This is a genomic window from Streptomyces sp. NPDC005423, from assembly GCF_040606415.1.
GTDB lineage: Bacteria > Actinomycetota > Actinomycetes > Streptomycetales > Streptomycetaceae > Streptomyces.
The window spans coordinates 139,280-153,490 of sequence record NZ_JBEXET010000013.1 but is presented as its reverse complement, the minus strand read 5'-3'; the positions used below and the strand labels follow the sequence as shown (position 1 = coordinate 153,490).

The window sequence follows — 14,211 nt, the reverse complement described above, 5'->3', positions numbered from 1 at the left end:
GTATGACCGGATTAGACGCCGAGGCCGCCCGTGTCGACACCAGCAGGCCGCATCCGGCCCGGGTGTACGACTGGTGGCTGGGCGGCAAGGACAACTATCCGGTGGACGAGGAACTGGCGCGCAGGATCCTCGCGGTGGACGCCACCGCGGTGCGCGGGGCGCGGGCCAACCGCCGGTTCATGCAGCGGGCGGTGCGGACCGCGGCCGAGGCCGGGATCGGTCAGTTCCTGGACATCGGCACGGGCATTCCGACCGAGCCGAACCTGCACCAGGTGGCGCAGTCGGTGGTCCCGCAGGCGCGGGTGGTGTACGCGGACAACGACCCGATCGTCCTTCGGCACGCGGAGGCGCTGCTGCACGGCTCGGTCGAGGGCAGGACCGAGTACGTGCACGCCGATGTCCGTGACCCGGACACGATCCTGGCGCTCGCGGCGGAGACCCTGGACTTCGGGCGGCCGATCGCGCTGTCGCTGGTCGCGCTCACCCACTACCTGGGTGACGATCCCGATGGCGACGACGTGTACGGCCTGATCGAGCGGTACGTGGGGGCGCTGGTGCCGGGCAGCCATGTGGTGCTCTCCCAGGTCACGCCGGATCTCAACCCGGAGGCCGTCGCGAAGGCGGCCGAGCACTTCCGGCGCGGCGGCACCCCGTTCCATCCGCGCACGCTGGCCGAGTTCTCGCGGTTCTTCGAGGGTCTGGAGCTGCTCGGTCCCGGTGTCATCCCGGTCTGTGGCTGGCGGCCGGAGCCGGTGGACGTGGTGGCGCAGGCGGAGGGGATCGTGCCCGTGTACGGGGCGGTCGCCGTCAAGCCCTGACCCGTACGGGTGCGGTGGGCGGGTGCGCTTTCCCGCCCCGCCCTACGTTCGAAGCCTCGGGCGGGCAAGGGCACGCGGGTGACCGCGGACCACGCGCATGAGGTGAAGGAGATCCGATGCCCTCGGACGCTGTGCTGTACCAGGCGGCCGCGCTCTGTCTCACCTATCCCGACGAGGAGTTCCGTGCCCGGCTGCCGTTGCTGCGTGAAGCCGCCCCGCAGTTGCGGGAGTTCACCGATCATGCGGCGGTGACTCCGGCGCGGGTGCTGGCCGCGCACTACACGCGGGTCTTCGGGCTGAAGCACCGGCACAGTCTGTATCTGAGCTGGTGGCACGACGGGGAGAGCGGGCCGCGTGGGATGTCGCCGGCCGGGCTGAGGGAGTTGTACCGGGCGCACGGGCTGGAGTTCGCCGGTGAGGAGCTGCCCGATTTCCTGCCCGCGGTGCTGGAGTTCGCGGCGCGCACCGGTGAGGTCGGGCTGCTGACGGAGTACCGCGACGGTCTGGACCGGCTCCGGGCCCGGCTGACGGCCGTCGGCACCCCGTACGCGTGTGTGCTGACCGCTGTGTGTGCGGCGCTGCCGGCCGCGCGGCCCGGTGTGCGCCCCTGACCGTCGTTCGGGGTGAGCGGGGTGCTCGGGGTGCTCTGGGTGCTCGGGTGCCGATTTCGGGTTGCCGGGGTGCTTGTCGCACTCGCTGGTGGTCCCGGGATCTCGGGATCGGGGCCGATGCCGACCGCACGTCCCATCGCCGTCCCCTTCCGCCGGGGCGGTGGCGCTCTCCGGCTCAGGGCTTCCGGGGGGTCGTGGTCGATGGGACGTCCGGTCGGCGGGTGGTGCCGTGCGGGTCAGGCGAGTTTCGCGGCCAGGGTGATCGTGGTGCCGGCGAGGGCCTGGCTGACCGGGCAGTTCTTCTTGGCGTCCTCGGCGGCGGCGGTGAAGCCGTCGGCGTCCAGGCCGGGGACGGTGCCCTCGACGGTGAGGTGGATGCCGGTGATGCCCTCGCCGGGCTGGAAGGTGACGTCGGCGTTGGTGGTCAGCCTGGTGGGCGGGGTGCCCGCGCCGGCGAGGGCGTGCGACAGCGCCATGGAGAAGCAGCTGGAGTGGGCGGCGGCGATCAGCTCCTCGGGGCTGGTCTTGCCGTTGGCGTCCTGGGCCCGCGACGCCCAGGTCACCGGCTGCTCGCCGATGCCGGAGGAGTCGAAGGTGACGGTGCCTCCGCCTTCGAGCAGGTTGCCTTCCCAGACGGTGTGTGCGGTGCGCGTGGTGGCCACGAGGTGTCCTTTCGATGCGGTCCGCGGGACGGGATTCCCGGGTGCCATCCGATCACATTCCGGCTCAGCTCACCCGGAAGACCGGCCCGCGGGGGGTGAACGGCAGGCGGGCCCCCTGGGGGATCAGACAGGCGTGTTCGCGCCGTATCCGCAGGGTGTCGCACCAGCCGTCGGTGAAGACGAGGACGGGTGCGGCGGGCGGGAAGTCGTCGGCGCGGTGCGGCAGGTCGATGCCGGGCTGGAGGACCGTACCGCCGCGGCCGTGCACCCGGACCCGGCCGGCGATGTCGGTGATGGGGAGGTGGCCGGCGTCGTGCGGGGCGGCGTCGCAGAACACGACGCGGGCGGCGGGTACGTCTCGGGCCTCGGCGTAGGAGGCGATGGCGCCCAGGGCCTTGGCGAGGAGGGTGCGGTCCATGGGCCGGAGGTGTCGAGGACGACGCCGAAGGTGCAGCGGGCTGTCTCCTCGGGCGGGAAGCCGCGTCCCGCGCGGGGGATGTCGGGGGTGGACGACTGGCGGCGCGAGGGGCGGGCGTAGGAGCGCAGGGGTTCGGGGCGGGGGACGATTCCCTTACCGGGGAGGACTTTCCGATGCCGGGGGGCACCTCGGACGAAGACCGGCCGGACGGTCGCGAGCCCGAGCAGCAGCTCGGGCAGGCGGGCGGGGGTGACGGTGACGGCGGCCTGCAAGACGGCGGTTCCTGGGGGCGGTTGGGCGGGGCGCGGGCGCCCGCGCCGCCCTCAGTGTGTGCCTGGGGCTCACCGGGCGCAGCCGAATTTCAGGCGGCGTGCTCCTGGCGGCTTGTGGGGAGGGGGATTTGGGGGCCGTGGGACTCGCGCAGCCAGCGGCGCAGGACGCGGTGGAGGTGTTCGGCGCCGGCGAGTTCCTGGCCGGCGCCGACGGGTGCGGAGAGGGCGGCCGGGAAGAGCAGGAAGGGGCGGGTCTGGCAGCCGCCGAGGCCGCCGTGCGAGCCGATCTGCTCCTCGAAGGCGAGGACTTCGCCCTCGGTGGGGTCGTACCAGGAGTTGACCATGATGTCGGCGGTGTGCGGGAAGGAGTGGGTGCGGCGGACGGCGTCCGCGGCGCCGGCTCCGAAGTCCGCCAACGGGCCCTGTTCGTCGGTGAGTTGGTCGACGGAGAGGGAGGCGCCGTGGGCGCCGAGGACGAGTCCGCCGTGTTCCTCGCTGCGGACGAGGACGAAGCCGACGCCGGGGTGGTTGGCGAGGGTGGTCAGGAGGGCGGGGTGGCGGGCGTCGATCTCCTCCTTGCTCATACGGTGCGGTACGTCGGGGAAGGAGACGAGGCCGAGGTTGCCGGAGGCGAGCACGATCGGTTCGGAGTGGCGGGCCGGGCGGTGCTGTTCGGCGCCCTCCTCGACGGGCCGGCGCAGTGCGGCGCGGACGGCGGCGCGGGCCTCGGTGCCGCTGTGGGTGCGGCGGGCCCGGCGGGGTACGGGCAGTCCGCAGCCGGCCCGTACCAGGTCGGCGAGGGTGAGGCCGTAGCGGCCGTGGAAGGTTTCGCCGGGGCTCTGTCCGTGGTCGGAGAGGACCACGATGCGGTAGGGGCGGGGGGCGTGTTCGGCGACGTTCTCGATCAGGGCGAGTGAGCGGTCCAGGCGCTGGAGGACTTTCGCGGCGTCGCGGCCGCGCGGTCCGGAGTGGTGGGCGACCTCGTCGTAGGCGACGAGGTCGGCGTAGACGGCGGTGCGGCCGGCGAGGAGGTCGCCCATGACGGCGGCGACGACGACGTCGCGTTCCACGACGGTGGCGAAGGCGCGGACCAGGGGGTAGAGGCCGCCGCGTTTGACGCGGGGGCGCTGTCGGGTGAGGCGGGCGTGGGTGGACTGGGAGAGTTCGCGGCCGACCTCGGCGACGAAGGACATGGCGGTGCGGACGGCGTTGGCGGGGTCGGAGAAGTAGGCGAAGTAGCCGGCGCGGGAGCGGGTTTCGCGGTTGCGGCGGCGGGTGGCGATGGACAGGACGAGGGCCTGTTCGTCGGCGCCGCCGCCGAAGAGGTTGCCGCGGCTGGCGCCGTCCATGGTGAGCAGTCCGCCGTCGCCGGTGTGCCGGACGGCGCGGCGCTGGAGTTCGGCGGCGCTGGTGGGGCGGTTGCAGACCATCACCTCGCCGGTGTCCTTCTCGTACCAGCGGAAGGCGGGGACGTCGTGGTTGGAGCCGTGCAGGATGCCGAGCTGGCTGGCGCCGGTCTGGCTGGACCAGTCGGTGCGCCAGGGGGTGAGCAGGTGGGTGGGGCGGTCGCCGGCGAGCCAGCGGGCGAGGGTGGGCATCAGTCCGTTGGCTACGGCGTCGACGAGGACGTCGTGGCCGACGCCGTCGAGCTGGAGGAGGACGGTGCCGGGGGTGGTGGGTCCGGGGGGCCGGGTGCCGCGGCGGCGGGCGGCGAGGCGGTGCAGGCGGCGGCGGTAGGCGTCGTCGTCGCGGACGGCGAGGGCGCCGCCGGTGGCGGAGGCGACGGCGGACATCACGGCGGCGACCGCGACGGCTGTCTCCGGGGCCACTTCGCCGCGGCCGGAGGGGTTGAGGCGGAGCGCTATCAGCAGCAGGGAGCCGTTGAGGACGAAGACGAGGAGGCCGAGGACGAGCGCGGGCACCAGCAGCAGGAGCCGGACGAGGAGCGGCCAGACGAGGGCCGACAGCAGGCCGAAGGCGCCGGCGCCGAGCGCGGCGGTGACGGCGATACGGGTGGCGCTGTCACCGTCGGCGGACTGGAGCTGGAAGTCAGGGAGCAGGCCGGCGAGGACCAGCATGGTAGCGGTGGAGACGGCCCAGACGGCGACGCTCCGCCCGATCTGACCGGCGACCCGGCGCCAACGCCTTCCACCCACGCCCCGCACACCTCACGTCCCGGCCCGTCGACCTGGCGGACCGTGGCCCACCTTGCCATACCGGGTTCGGGCGCCTCCGGGGTACCCGGGGAGGTCAGCGGCCGTCGTAGCCGGCCGTCGGCATGGAGAGTCTGCGGTGGACGCTGGCCTTCATCTGGGCGTCGTAGGAGGGTTCCGCGTGGCCCACGGTCTCGATCCGTACCCCGCGGCGGGCGCACTCGGCGGCGAACTCCTCGACGGAGGAGAGGGCGCTCTCCAGGACGCGGCGGCTGGGGGCGACGAAGAGGTCGAGGCCGGGGCGGACGCCCTCCCACAGGGCGCAGTGGTCGGCGCGCACTCCGCGGACGAGGAGTTCGCGGGCGATGACGTAGCCGTGTTCGGCGGCCCAGCGCGCGCACATGGCGTGCTGGCTGCGGGAGTCGACGAGGAAGGGGTCGTCGTCGAGTTCTTCCAGCGGGGTGAGGCTGGCGATGGCGGTGACCCGTACGGGGAGCCGCGCGGGCATGACGGAGGGTCCGCGTACCTGTCCCATGGGCCCCCCTCACCTCCGGGTTTCGCCGCCGACCCTACTCCTGCCCGTAGGCTTCGGGGAGTCGCGCGAAGGAGGCAAAGAAGGTGCCGGTGGAGATCACCTGGTGGGGTCACGCCACCTGCACGGTCGAGGACTCCGGCGTACGCGTGCTCACGGATCCCCTGTTCGCGCGCCGGCTCGCGCATCTCAGGCGCCGCCGGGGCGCCGTACCGCCCGCGGTGGCGCGCCGCGCGGACCTGGCGCTCGTCTCGCATCTGCACGCGGACCATCTCCATCCGCCGTCGCTGGCCGCGCTCGCGCCAGGCACGCGCCTGCTCGTGCCCCGGGGTGCGCGGCGCGCGGTGCCCGCGCTGCGCCGGCTGCGGCAGTTGCGGATCGAGGAGGTGGCGCCGGGCGACGAGACGGTGGTGGACGGTCTGCGGGTACGGGCGGTGCCGGCCCGGCACGACGGGCGCCGGCTGCCGGTCGGGCCGCACCGCTCTCCCGCGCTGGGTTTCGTGATCGAGGGCGAGGCGCGCACGTACTTCGCCGGGGACACCGGGCTGTTCGAGGAGATGGCGGCCGAGGTGGGGCCGGTCGACGTGGCGCTGCTGCCGGTGGGCGGCTGGGGACCGTACCTCGGGGAGGGGCATCTGGACGCGGGGCGGGCGGCCGAGGCGCTGGCCCGGCTGGATCCGCGCAGCGCGGTGCCGGTGCACTACGGCACGTACTGGCCGATCGGGATGGACGCGGTGCGCCCGCACGAATTCCACGCCCCGGGTGACGAGTTCGTGCGCCGGGCGGCGGTGCTGGCGCCGAAGGTGGCGGTGCACCGGCTCGGACACGGGGAGAGCGTGCGCCCGGAGGCCGGACGGTGAGCTGGCTGGCCACCGCGCTCTCCGCCCATACGGCGACATCGGCGCCGGAGTCGGCGGGGCAGGCGATCGGCTATCCCACGCTGTTCCTGCTGGTGCTGCTGGGGGCGCTGGTGCCGGTGGTGCCGACGGGGGCGTTGGTGAGTTCGGCGGCGGTGGTCGCCTTCCACCGGCCGGAACCGTACGGGCTGGCGCTGGTCCTGGTGACGTCGTCGCTGGCCGCGTTCCTCGGGGACATGGCGCTGTACTGGCTGGGGCGGCGCGGGATGAGGTCGAGGAACGGGTCGCGGTGGCTGGCCGCGATACGCGCGCGGGCCCCGGAGGACCGGCTGACGCAGGCGCAGGAGAAGCTGGCCGGTCACGGGGTGACGGTGCTGGTGCTGTCCCGACTGGTGCCGGCGGGCCGCATCCCGGTGATGCTGGCGTGTCTGATGGCGGAGTGGCCGGTGCGGCGGTTCGCGCGGGGGAATCTGCCGGCCTGTCTGGCGTGGGCGGTGACGTACCAGTTGATCGGCGTGCTCGGCGGGTCGCTCTTCCCGGAACCGTGGGAGGGCGTGGTGGCGGCGGTCGCGCTGACCGTGGTGCTCGGTGCGGCGCCCGCTCTGTGGCGGCGGGTGCGGGGGGCTGTGCGGGTGGAGGGGTAGGGCGGCGGTCCGGCTCGTTGCTCGTTGCTCGTTGCTCGTCGGGGACGCGGGGCGGGGGTGGCTTCGTGAGCCGGGCTGAGGTGAACCGGGTTGGGGCGGGGCGGCTTCGTCGGCCGGGCTGAGCCGGGGTGGGGGTGGGGGTGGGGTCGGCTTCGGTGGTGGCTGGCTCGGGAGGGTGGCCCGGCGGCGGGGGTTCAGGGCGGGCGGGCCGCGGCGTCATCGAGGAGGCTCGCACCGCTCGGCCTCGTCGCGGAGCGCGTCGAAGACCGACCTCAAAGAGGCCAACGCCCTTTGCACTTGCGGTAGTTGAAGCGGTGTGGGGGAGGTGAGGCACTCCGCGCGTTCGCGGTCCGTCGGGCCGAGCAGGGCCCCGGTGGAGAGCCGGACGCGCAGCGCGCCGAGGTCGTCGCCGAAGCGGTGGCCGCCCGGCGCCGGCATACCGAGCCGGGCGGTGAGGAACTCCTCCAGATCCTGGGCGTCACCGACACCCAGCGCGGTGAGCGCGGGGCGCAACGGCCCCAGGTCGACGTAGAGATGACGGCCGGCCAGCGGGGGCCGGGCGAGGGCGCCCGCACCGACGACGACGCCGTGCGCGGCGGCGGCCACACGCGCGTGCAGGCGTACGGCGGTGTCCCGGCGTGCGGTCACGGCCTCGGGTTCGCCGAGCGCGTATCCGGCGGCGGCGGCGACCGGGCCGGCGATACGGGCGTCGAGTGCGGTCAGTACGTCGAGGACCCGCGCGCGCAGCCGGCCGCCCGCGGCGTCGGCGGGGAAGCGGGCGACGGCGGCCGGCCAGCCGACCGGGAGCAGCGCGCCGGCCAGGTCGGTGACGACGGTGACCCGGTCGGGCAGCATCTCGGCGGGGCTGAGCAGCATGGTCTCGCGGGGTGCGTGCACGGTGTCGCGCCAGGTCTCGTCGCACACCAGGTGCAGGCCCTCCCCCGCGGCGGCCTCCACGGTCTCGTGCATGACCTCGGGCGGTGGCACGGTGGCGGTCGGGTCGTCGGCTACGGAGACCACGAGCAGCCGGGGGTCACCGCCCTCGGCCCGCACCCGGCGCACGGTCTCCAGCAGGACGTAGGGGTCGGGGACGCCTCCGCACTCGGCCGGGGTGGCCATGTGGAAGACGGGTCTGCCCAGCAGGCGGGCGTAAGGCGCCCACCAGGCGGCGCAGGGCCGGGGCACCAGCACGTCCCCGCCGAGGGCGGCGGTCAGCGCGACCAGCAGCGAGGGCGCGCCGGGGGCGGCGGCGACGCGGGCGGGGGCGGCGGGCAGGGCGCGCCGCCGCCAGTAGCCGCACGCTGCGTCGAGGAGGTCGGGGGCGCCGCCGACGGGCTGGCCCTCGCCCCGGGGGGCGGCGGCGGCGAGCACGGCGGCCAGTTCGGGCAGGACGGGGAGCCGGTCGTCGGGCAGCGGAGGGCCGTAACGGACCGGGCCGTGGCCCTCCGGGTCCGTCCGGCGCATGGTGCCTCCGCGTGATGCGCGTGGGGTGTGTCCCCGGGACGCGTGGTGTGCGTGGGGTGTGCCCTGGTGTGCATGGCGTGTGCCCCGGGACGCGTGGTGTGCGTGGGGTGTGCCCCGGGGCGCGTGGTGCCTCTGCTGTCCTGTCCGGTGGACGGTGGGCCTGCCGCCCGGTCCCGTGTGCGGGTGCGCCGCCCACCGGCTGACGGTGACGGTGACAGTGACGGTGCGAGGAGTGTCGTACGGGTTCGGGAGCCGGCCCCGCCCTCCGCGCGGACGACGCTACTTCCGGAACACGCCCCAGGCGTCGCGCCGCAGGCGGTACACCGCGCCGCCGACCGCGCCCGCGACCAGCACACCCCCGGTCGCCAGCAGCGGGACGGACGGGTTGAAGGCGCCTCCCTCTCCGGCGCGTACCCCGTGCCGGGCGCCTGCGGCGTCGCCACAGGCTTCGTCACGGGCACGGGCGTCATCTCGGGCACGGGAGTCGTCACGGGCGTCGTCGCGGCGCTCCTGACAGGGCTGCCCGTGTCCGTCGCCCCGGACGACGGTGAAGGTCGCGCTCCAGGGCCTGCCCCGGCCGCCGGGTGGCGCGGGGCACCTGCCGTCGACGGTCCAGGCGGAATCCCGGCCGAACCCGTCGGGGCCGCCGCCGGGCTTCCAGCCACCGAACCCGTCATCGCTCACCCTCCCGCCGTCGCCGCGTTCCCCGTCCGGCCTCCCGCTTTCGCCCCGCTCACCATCCGGCCCTCTGCCGTCGCCCCGCTCCCCATCCGACCTTCCGCCATCCCCCCGCTCCCCATCCAGCCTTCCGCCGTCACCTCGTTCCCCATCCGGCCTTCCGCTTTCACCCCGAACCCCGTCGGGCCCTCTGCCGTCACCCCGCTCCCCGTCCGACCTTCCGCCGTCGCCCCGCTCACCATCCGACCCTCTGCCGTCACCTCGTTCCCCATCCAGCCTCCCGCTTTCACCCCGAACCCCGTCGGGCCCTCTGCCGTCGCCCCGCTCCCCGTCCGACCTTCCGCCATCGCCCCGCTCCCCATCCAGCCTCCCGGCGTCACCTCGTTCCCCATCCGGCCTCCCGCTTTCGCCCCGAACCCCATCCAGCCCTCTGCCGTCACCCCGCTCCCCGTCCGACCTTCCGCCGTCACCCCGCTCACCATCCGACCCTCTGCCGTCACCCCGTTCCCCATCCGGCCTCCCGCTTTCGCCCCGAACCCCATCCAGCCCTCTGCCGTCACCCCGATCTCCATCTGACCTTCCGCCATCGCCCCGTTCCCCGTCCGGCCTCCCGCTTTCACCCCGAACCCCGTCCGACCTTCCGCCGTCACCCCGCTCCCCCGGCCTCTCCCCGGCGCCGCCCCCCGCCCCGTCCGCCCTTTCCCCGTCGCCCCGACCCCCGTCCGGCTTCCAACCGTCTTCGAATCCTCCGCCGTCCGCCCTGCCTCCGTCCGGCCTTCCTCCCTCCGGCCTTTCGCCGTCCGGCCTCCCACCGTCCGGCCTCCCTTCCTCCGGCCTTCCGCCGTCCGTTCGCCCGTGGTCGTGCCGCTCGTCCCCGATGACCCGCGCCGTGCCCCGGTAGAGGGTGCCTGTTCCCCTGGTGTCGCCGCCGGGCACCCGCCTCAGTCGGACGGTGCCCTCGTCGAAGCCCCGGGAGGTGGCGTCGATGGTGTCGGGTGCGGGGCCGCCGGTCGGGGCGCAGGTGACGGTGACCGTCACGGTCTCGCCGGGCCGGGCCGTGCCCGGGCTGACGTCGGCGGCGGGGTCCGCGAACGCTGCCGGGGCACCGCTCCCGAGGGTGGCGCCGGCGACCGCGACGACGGACAGGGCACGAAGGGTGCGGCGCATGAGGGCAACTCCTTGTAACGACGACGGAGCGGGGGTGGTGGGAGCGCGGGTTCCGCGCCCCACCGCCATCACAGCCCGCTCCGCCACCCCGCGCGCGCCGCCGGACCCATTGGCGTGACCGTCCAGGGCCGAGCGGGTGATCCCGGCTCCACGGGGTCACGCCACGTCGCGCAGCGCCTCTTCCCGGAGCCGGTCGCAGCAGCGGCGCAGCAGCCGGGACACGTGCATCTGGGAGATGCCGAACTCCTCGGCGATCCCGGCCTGGGTCATGTCTTCGAAGAACCGCAGCCGGAGGATGGTCCGCTCGCGCTCCGGCAGGGCGGCGAGCCCGGGTTTCACGGACTCGCGGTCCACGACGGCGTCCAGGGCCGGGTCGGGCCTGCCGAGGACGTCGCCGAGCGAGTGGCCGCCCTCGTGTCCGGGCAGCTCCGCGTCCAGGGACAGGGCCCGGAAGCTTTCCAGCGCCTCGGTGCCGGCCCGGACGTCGTCCTCGCTGAGACCGGTGTACGCGGCGATCTCGGCCAGGGTGGGGCGGTGCCCGTGGCCGGTCTGGGTGAGGTCCCGGGAGGCTGACCGCACCAGGTTGCGCAGGTTCTGCACCCGGCGTGGTACGTGCAGCGTCCACATGTGGTCCCGGAAGTGCCGTTTGACCTCGCCGGTGATCGTGGGGACGGCGTAGCTCTCGAAGGCGTACCCGCGGGCGGGGTCGTACCCGTCGACGGCCTTGACCAGGCCGAGGGCGGCCACCTGGCGCAGGTCCTCGTAGCTCTCGCCCCGGCTGCGGAAGCGGGCGGCGAGCCGGTCTGCCATGGGCAGCCACGCCTCGATGATCCGTGCGCGGACGGCGTCGCGTTCCGGGCCGGGTGGGAGACCGGCAAGGGTGCGGAAGGCGTCCGCGGTGTCGGGTGCGTCGTGTGGTGGGCGCCGTCGCGTGCTGGTGCGCCGGGTACCTGTGGGCATGGCCATGGTGCGTGCGTCCCAACTCCCCGAATTTCGCTACGAGTTGGAGGTCAGCGTCGAGAGATGCGCGGTCGCGGTCCGGTGCCGGGGCGATGCCCGGTCCACTCGGGTGGTCGGTGCGCGGTCAGGTCCGCTCCCGCGCTCCCTGCCGGGTGCGGGCGGCCGCCACCGGGCGGCGCGGGTTGCGGCGCAGGTACTCGCCCTCCAGCTGGGCCATGCGGTCGTTGTGGGCGCGCAGGGCGTCGTTGGAGCCGTAGAGGAGGGTGTCGTGGCGCGTGCGGTGGATCGTCGCCAGTTCCTTCATGAGCTGCTGGTCGTCGAAGGTCGCAGGGTCGACTCCGGTCATGTGGCACCCCGCAGGTCGCGTGCGTTTTCCGGTTCTTCCGCCTCCACTGTACGAACATTCCGCCCATCGGGCTCTCCGTGGCGGGCTACCTCGCGCGCTCCACGCGGCGCTCGTCCCATACGGGCTCGGTGGTCTCCCGGACCCGGCCGTCGCTGCCGAAGACCAGGTAGCGGTCGAAGGAGCGGGCGAACCAGCGGTCGTGGGTGACCGACAGGACCGTGCCGTCGAACGCCTCCAGGCCTTCCTGGAGGGCTTCGGCGGACTCCAGGTCGAGGTTGTCGGTGGGTTCGTCGAGGAGCAGGGCGGTGACGCCCTGGAGTTCGAGGAGGAGGATCTGGAAGCGGGCCTGCTGGCCGCCGGAGAGCCGGTCGAAGCTCTGCTCGGCCTGCGCGGTCAGCTCGTAGCGGCGCAGCCGGGACATGGAGGCGCCCCGGTCCTGGGCGTGTTCGGTCCACAGGATGTCGAGGAGGGGCCGGCCGCGCAGTTCGGGGTGGGCGTGGGTCTGGGCGAAGTGGCCGGGCACGACGCGTGCGCCGAGCTTCCACTCGCCGGTGTGGGCGACGTCGCCGCCGGCGAGGAGCCGCAGGAAGTGCGACTTGCCGGAGCCGTTGGAGCCGAGGACGGCGACCCGTTCGCCGTAGAAGACCTCCAGGTCGAAGGGTTTCATCAGGCCGGTGAGTTCAAGTCCCTTGCAGGTGACGGCTCTTACGCCGGTGCGGCCGCCCTTGAGGCGCATCGTGATGTCCTGCTCGCGCGGCGGCTCGGGCGGCGGTCCCGCCTCCTCGAACTTGCGCAGCCGGGTCTGGGCGGCGGCGTAGCGGGAGGCCAACTCGTGGCTGATGGAGGCGGCCTGACGGAGGCTCAGGACAAGTTTTTTCAGCTGGGCGTGTTTCTCGTCCCAGCGTCGGCGCAACTCCTCGAAGCGGGCGAAGCGTTCGCGGCGTGCCTGGTGGTAGGTGGCGAAGCCGGCGCCGTGCACCCAGGCGTCGGCGCCGGCCGGTCCGGGTTCGACGGAGACGATCTTCTCGGCGGCGCGGGCGAGGAGTTCACGGTCGTGGGAGACGAACAGGACGGTCTTGCGGGTCTCCTTCAGCCGCTCCTCCAGCCAGCGCTTGCCGGGCACGTCGAGGTAGTTGTCCGGCTCGTCGAGCAGCAGGACCTCGTCGGTGCCGCGCAGCAGCGCCTCCAGGACGAGCCGTTTCTGCTCACCGCCGGAGAGGGTGCTCACCTGGCGCCACTGGGCGGTGTCGTAGGGCATGCCGAGCGCGGCCGTGGTGCACATGTCCCACAGGGTCTCGGACTCGTAGCCGCGGGCCTCGGCCCAGTCGGAGAGGGCCTGGGCGTACTGGAGTTGGGCGGCCTCGTCGTCGACGGTCAGGATGCCGTGCTCGGCCCGGTCGACCTCGCGGGCGGCCTCGCGGATGCGGGGCGGGGAGACCGACACCAGGAGGTCGCGTACGGTCGTCTCGTCGCGTACGGAGCCCACGAACTGGCGCATGACGCCGAGGCCGCCGCTGACGGTGACGGAGCCGGCGTGGGGTTTCAGCTCGCCGGAGATCAGCCGCAGGAGGGTCGTCTTGCCGGCGCCGTTGGGTCCGACGAGGGCCACGACGGCCCCTTCGCCCACCCGGAACGACACATCGCCGAGCAGCGCCCTCCCGTCGGGGAGGTAGTACTCGAGATGTGCGGCTTCCAGATGTCCCATGACCCGCATTCTGTGGGGCGGCCTCGCGGCCGGGCAAACTCTTATCGCGCCCGGTCGGGCCGTCGGTCCGGGCCGAGCGGGCGTCCTGCGGGCCCGGCGTCGCCGGCCGCGCCCGCAGGCTCCACGACGGCGCCCGCCCAGGACAGGGCCTGCCAGCCGTCGGCGGGGGTGCCTTCCAGGATCACCACGCCGGTGTTGTCGAGGGGGCGGGCGGCGGCGAAGGGCACGTTGACGTTGTCGGCGCGGGCGGCGGTCCACATGCGGATCGCCGCGCCGTGGCTGATCATGGCGACGGTGCCGGAGCCGGAGGCCGCGGCTTCGGCGATCACCGCGTCGTAGCGGGCCAGTGCCTCGGTGCCGTTCTCGCCGCCCGGCATGCGCAGCCGTGTGTCACCGGCCGCCCAGGCGAACACGGTCCGCATGTAGGCGGCGCCGGCGTCGGAGTCGCCGGGCAGGTTCTCCAGGTCGCCGGCGGACAGCTCCCGGAGGCCGTCGCGGACGAGCACGTCGAGGCCGCGGGCGGCGGCCAGCGGGGCGGCGGTCTGCTGGGTGCGGACGAGGGTGGAGGCGTAGAGCGCCTCGATGTGCTCGTCGGCGAGGGCTTCGGGCAGGGCGGCGGCCTGGCGCCGGCCGAGCTCGGTCAGCGGCGCTCCGGGGAGGGCGGTGTCGAGGAGGAAGTCCACGTTGGCGGTGGTCTGGCCGTGGCGGACGAGGAGCAGGCGCATGCGGGGGTTCCTTTGGTGACGCGCGGTCCGTCGACGCCGAAGCGGGACCGGGGACGGCCGTTCCAGCGTACCCGGCGGCCCTCCCGCCCCTCATGGCGACCAGTGGCTGACGGGTCGTCAGTCCGTATCGTAAAACGGCGGTCTCATTATTCGGCAGGCGCGCGTACGGTGAAGTGGTGCCGTCCGAGGGGGGTCGCAG

The 14,211-nt window shown here is 74.2% G+C and carries 14 protein-coding genes and 1 pseudogene; 4 read left to right on the top strand and 11 right to left on the bottom strand.

The genetic code is table 11. The annotated features are described in order from the left end of the window. The first annotated feature begins 2 nt into the window (after positions 1–2). Both ABZT12_RS16920 and narJ read left to right on the top strand, forming a co-directional pair. The gene (locus ABZT12_RS16920) at positions 3–818 is read left to right on the top strand and encodes an SAM-dependent methyltransferase (RefSeq protein WP_356384085.1); all 816 of its coding nucleotides are present in this window, start codon (positions 3–5) and stop codon (positions 816–818) included. A 116-nt stretch (positions 819–934) separates the two neighbouring features. Next, the gene (gene narJ, locus ABZT12_RS16915; protein WP_356384082.1) at positions 935–1,429 is read left to right on the top strand and encodes a nitrate reductase molybdenum cofactor assembly chaperone; all 495 of its coding nucleotides are present in this window, start codon (positions 935–937) and stop codon (positions 1,427–1,429) included. Positions 1,430–1,665: 236 nt separating this feature from the next. Here the strand turns inward: narJ and ABZT12_RS16910 are convergent, their stop codons facing one another. The 4 genes and pseudogenes from ABZT12_RS16910 to ABZT12_RS16895 all read right to left on the bottom strand — a co-directional run bounded on the left by ABZT12_RS16910 (position 1,666) and on the right by ABZT12_RS16895 (position 5,469). After that, on the bottom strand, positions 1,666–2,091 hold the full coding sequence (locus tag ABZT12_RS16910) for an OsmC family protein (protein WP_356384079.1): 426 nt from the start codon (positions 2,089–2,091) through the stop codon (positions 1,666–1,668). 64 nt (positions 2,092–2,155) lie between these two features. Further along, positions 2,156–2,655 (bottom strand): annotated as a pseudogene (locus tag ABZT12_RS16905) (hypothetical protein); the annotation flags it as partial. Positions 2,656–2,870: 215 nt separating this feature from the next. Then, positions 2,871–4,946 (bottom strand): phage holin family protein, encoded by a 2,076-nt coding sequence (locus ABZT12_RS16900; RefSeq protein ID WP_356384076.1) that lies wholly within the window; start codon positions 4,944–4,946, stop codon positions 2,871–2,873. 85 nt (positions 4,947–5,031) lie between these two features. Further along, positions 5,032–5,469, bottom strand: coding sequence for a hypothetical protein (locus ABZT12_RS16895; RefSeq protein WP_356384073.1), 438 nt, complete (start codon positions 5,467–5,469; stop codon positions 5,032–5,034). 83 nt (positions 5,470–5,552) lie between these two features. Here ABZT12_RS16895 and ABZT12_RS16890 point away from each other — a divergent pair, with 83 nt between their 5' ends. Continuing rightward, positions 5,553–6,326 (top strand): MBL fold metallo-hydrolase, encoded by a 774-nt coding sequence (locus ABZT12_RS16890; protein WP_356384070.1) that lies wholly within the window; start codon positions 5,553–5,555, stop codon positions 6,324–6,326. Next, the gene (locus ABZT12_RS16885; protein ID WP_356384067.1) at positions 6,323–6,967 is read left to right on the top strand and encodes a VTT domain-containing protein; all 645 of its coding nucleotides are present in this window, start codon (positions 6,323–6,325) and stop codon (positions 6,965–6,967) included. The genes ABZT12_RS16890 and ABZT12_RS16885 overlap by 4 nt, the downstream gene beginning before the upstream one ends. Positions 6,968–7,183: 216 nt before the next feature. Here ABZT12_RS16885 and ABZT12_RS16880 read toward each other — a convergent pair whose 3' ends face one another. The 7 genes from ABZT12_RS16880 to ABZT12_RS16850 all read right to left on the bottom strand — a co-directional run bounded on the left by ABZT12_RS16880 (position 7,184) and on the right by ABZT12_RS16850 (position 14,012). Then, a complete protein-coding gene (locus ABZT12_RS16880; protein WP_356384065.1) occupies positions 7,184–8,431 on the bottom strand; it encodes an aminotransferase class I/II-fold pyridoxal phosphate-dependent enzyme in 1,248 nt (415 codons plus the stop codon). A gap of 279 nt (positions 8,432–8,710) precedes the next feature. After that, positions 8,711–9,115, bottom strand: a complete 405-nt coding sequence (locus ABZT12_RS16875; RefSeq protein WP_356384062.1) for a hypothetical protein — start codon at positions 9,113–9,115, stop codon at positions 8,711–8,713. Next, entirely contained in the window at positions 9,112–9,681 is a 570-nt protein-coding gene (locus ABZT12_RS16870) for a hypothetical protein (RefSeq protein ID WP_356384059.1), read from the bottom strand. The genes ABZT12_RS16875 and ABZT12_RS16870 overlap by 4 nt, the downstream gene beginning before the upstream one ends. Before the next feature lie 751 nt (positions 9,682–10,432). After that, entirely contained in the window at positions 10,433–11,236 is an 804-nt protein-coding gene (locus ABZT12_RS16865) for a SigB/SigF/SigG family RNA polymerase sigma factor (protein WP_356384153.1), read from the bottom strand. A gap of 124 nt (positions 11,237–11,360) precedes the next feature. After that, positions 11,361–11,582: a DUF6158 family protein gene (locus tag ABZT12_RS16860; protein WP_356384056.1), complete on the bottom strand. Its 222-nt coding sequence runs from the start codon at positions 11,580–11,582 to the stop codon at positions 11,361–11,363. A gap of 85 nt (positions 11,583–11,667) precedes the next feature. Beyond that, positions 11,668–13,287, bottom strand: coding sequence for an ATP-binding cassette domain-containing protein (locus tag ABZT12_RS16855; RefSeq protein ID WP_356384053.1), 1,620 nt, complete (start codon positions 13,285–13,287; stop codon positions 11,668–11,670). A 41-nt stretch (positions 13,288–13,328) separates the two neighbouring features. Then, entirely contained in the window at positions 13,329–14,012 is a 684-nt protein-coding gene (locus ABZT12_RS16850; protein WP_356384050.1) for a histidine phosphatase family protein, read from the bottom strand. Positions 14,013–14,211 lie beyond the last annotated feature (199 nt).

Excerpts from the sequence above, each read along its gene's own strand:
- ABZT12_RS16870 (WP_356384059.1), bottom strand. The coding sequence starts at position 9,681 with ATGGAGATCGGGGTGACGGCAGAGGGCTGGATGGGGTTCGGGGCGAAA.
- ABZT12_RS16865 (WP_356384153.1), bottom strand. The coding sequence starts at position 11,236 with ATGCCCACAGGTACCCGGCGCACCAGCACGCGACGGCGCCCACCACAC.
- ABZT12_RS16920 (WP_356384085.1), top strand. The coding sequence starts at position 3 with ATGACCGGATTAGACGCCGAGGCCGCCCGTGTCGACACCAGCAGGCCG.
- ABZT12_RS16850 (WP_356384050.1), bottom strand. The coding sequence starts at position 14,012 with ATGCGCCTGCTCCTCGTCCGCCACGGCCAGACCACCGCCAACGTGGAC.
- ABZT12_RS16895 (WP_356384073.1), bottom strand. The coding sequence starts at position 5,469 with ATGGGACAGGTACGCGGACCCTCCGTCATGCCCGCGCGGCTCCCCGTA.
- narJ (WP_356384082.1), top strand. The coding sequence starts at position 935 with ATGCCCTCGGACGCTGTGCTGTACCAGGCGGCCGCGCTCTGTCTCACC.
- ABZT12_RS16855 (WP_356384053.1), bottom strand. The coding sequence starts at position 13,287 with ATGGGACATCTGGAAGCCGCACATCTCGAGTACTACCTCCCCGACGGG.
- ABZT12_RS16880 (WP_356384065.1), bottom strand. The coding sequence starts at position 8,431 with ATGCGCCGGACGGACCCGGAGGGCCACGGCCCGGTCCGTTACGGCCCT.
- ABZT12_RS16860 (WP_356384056.1), bottom strand. The coding sequence starts at position 11,582 with ATGACCGGAGTCGACCCTGCGACCTTCGACGACCAGCAGCTCATGAAG.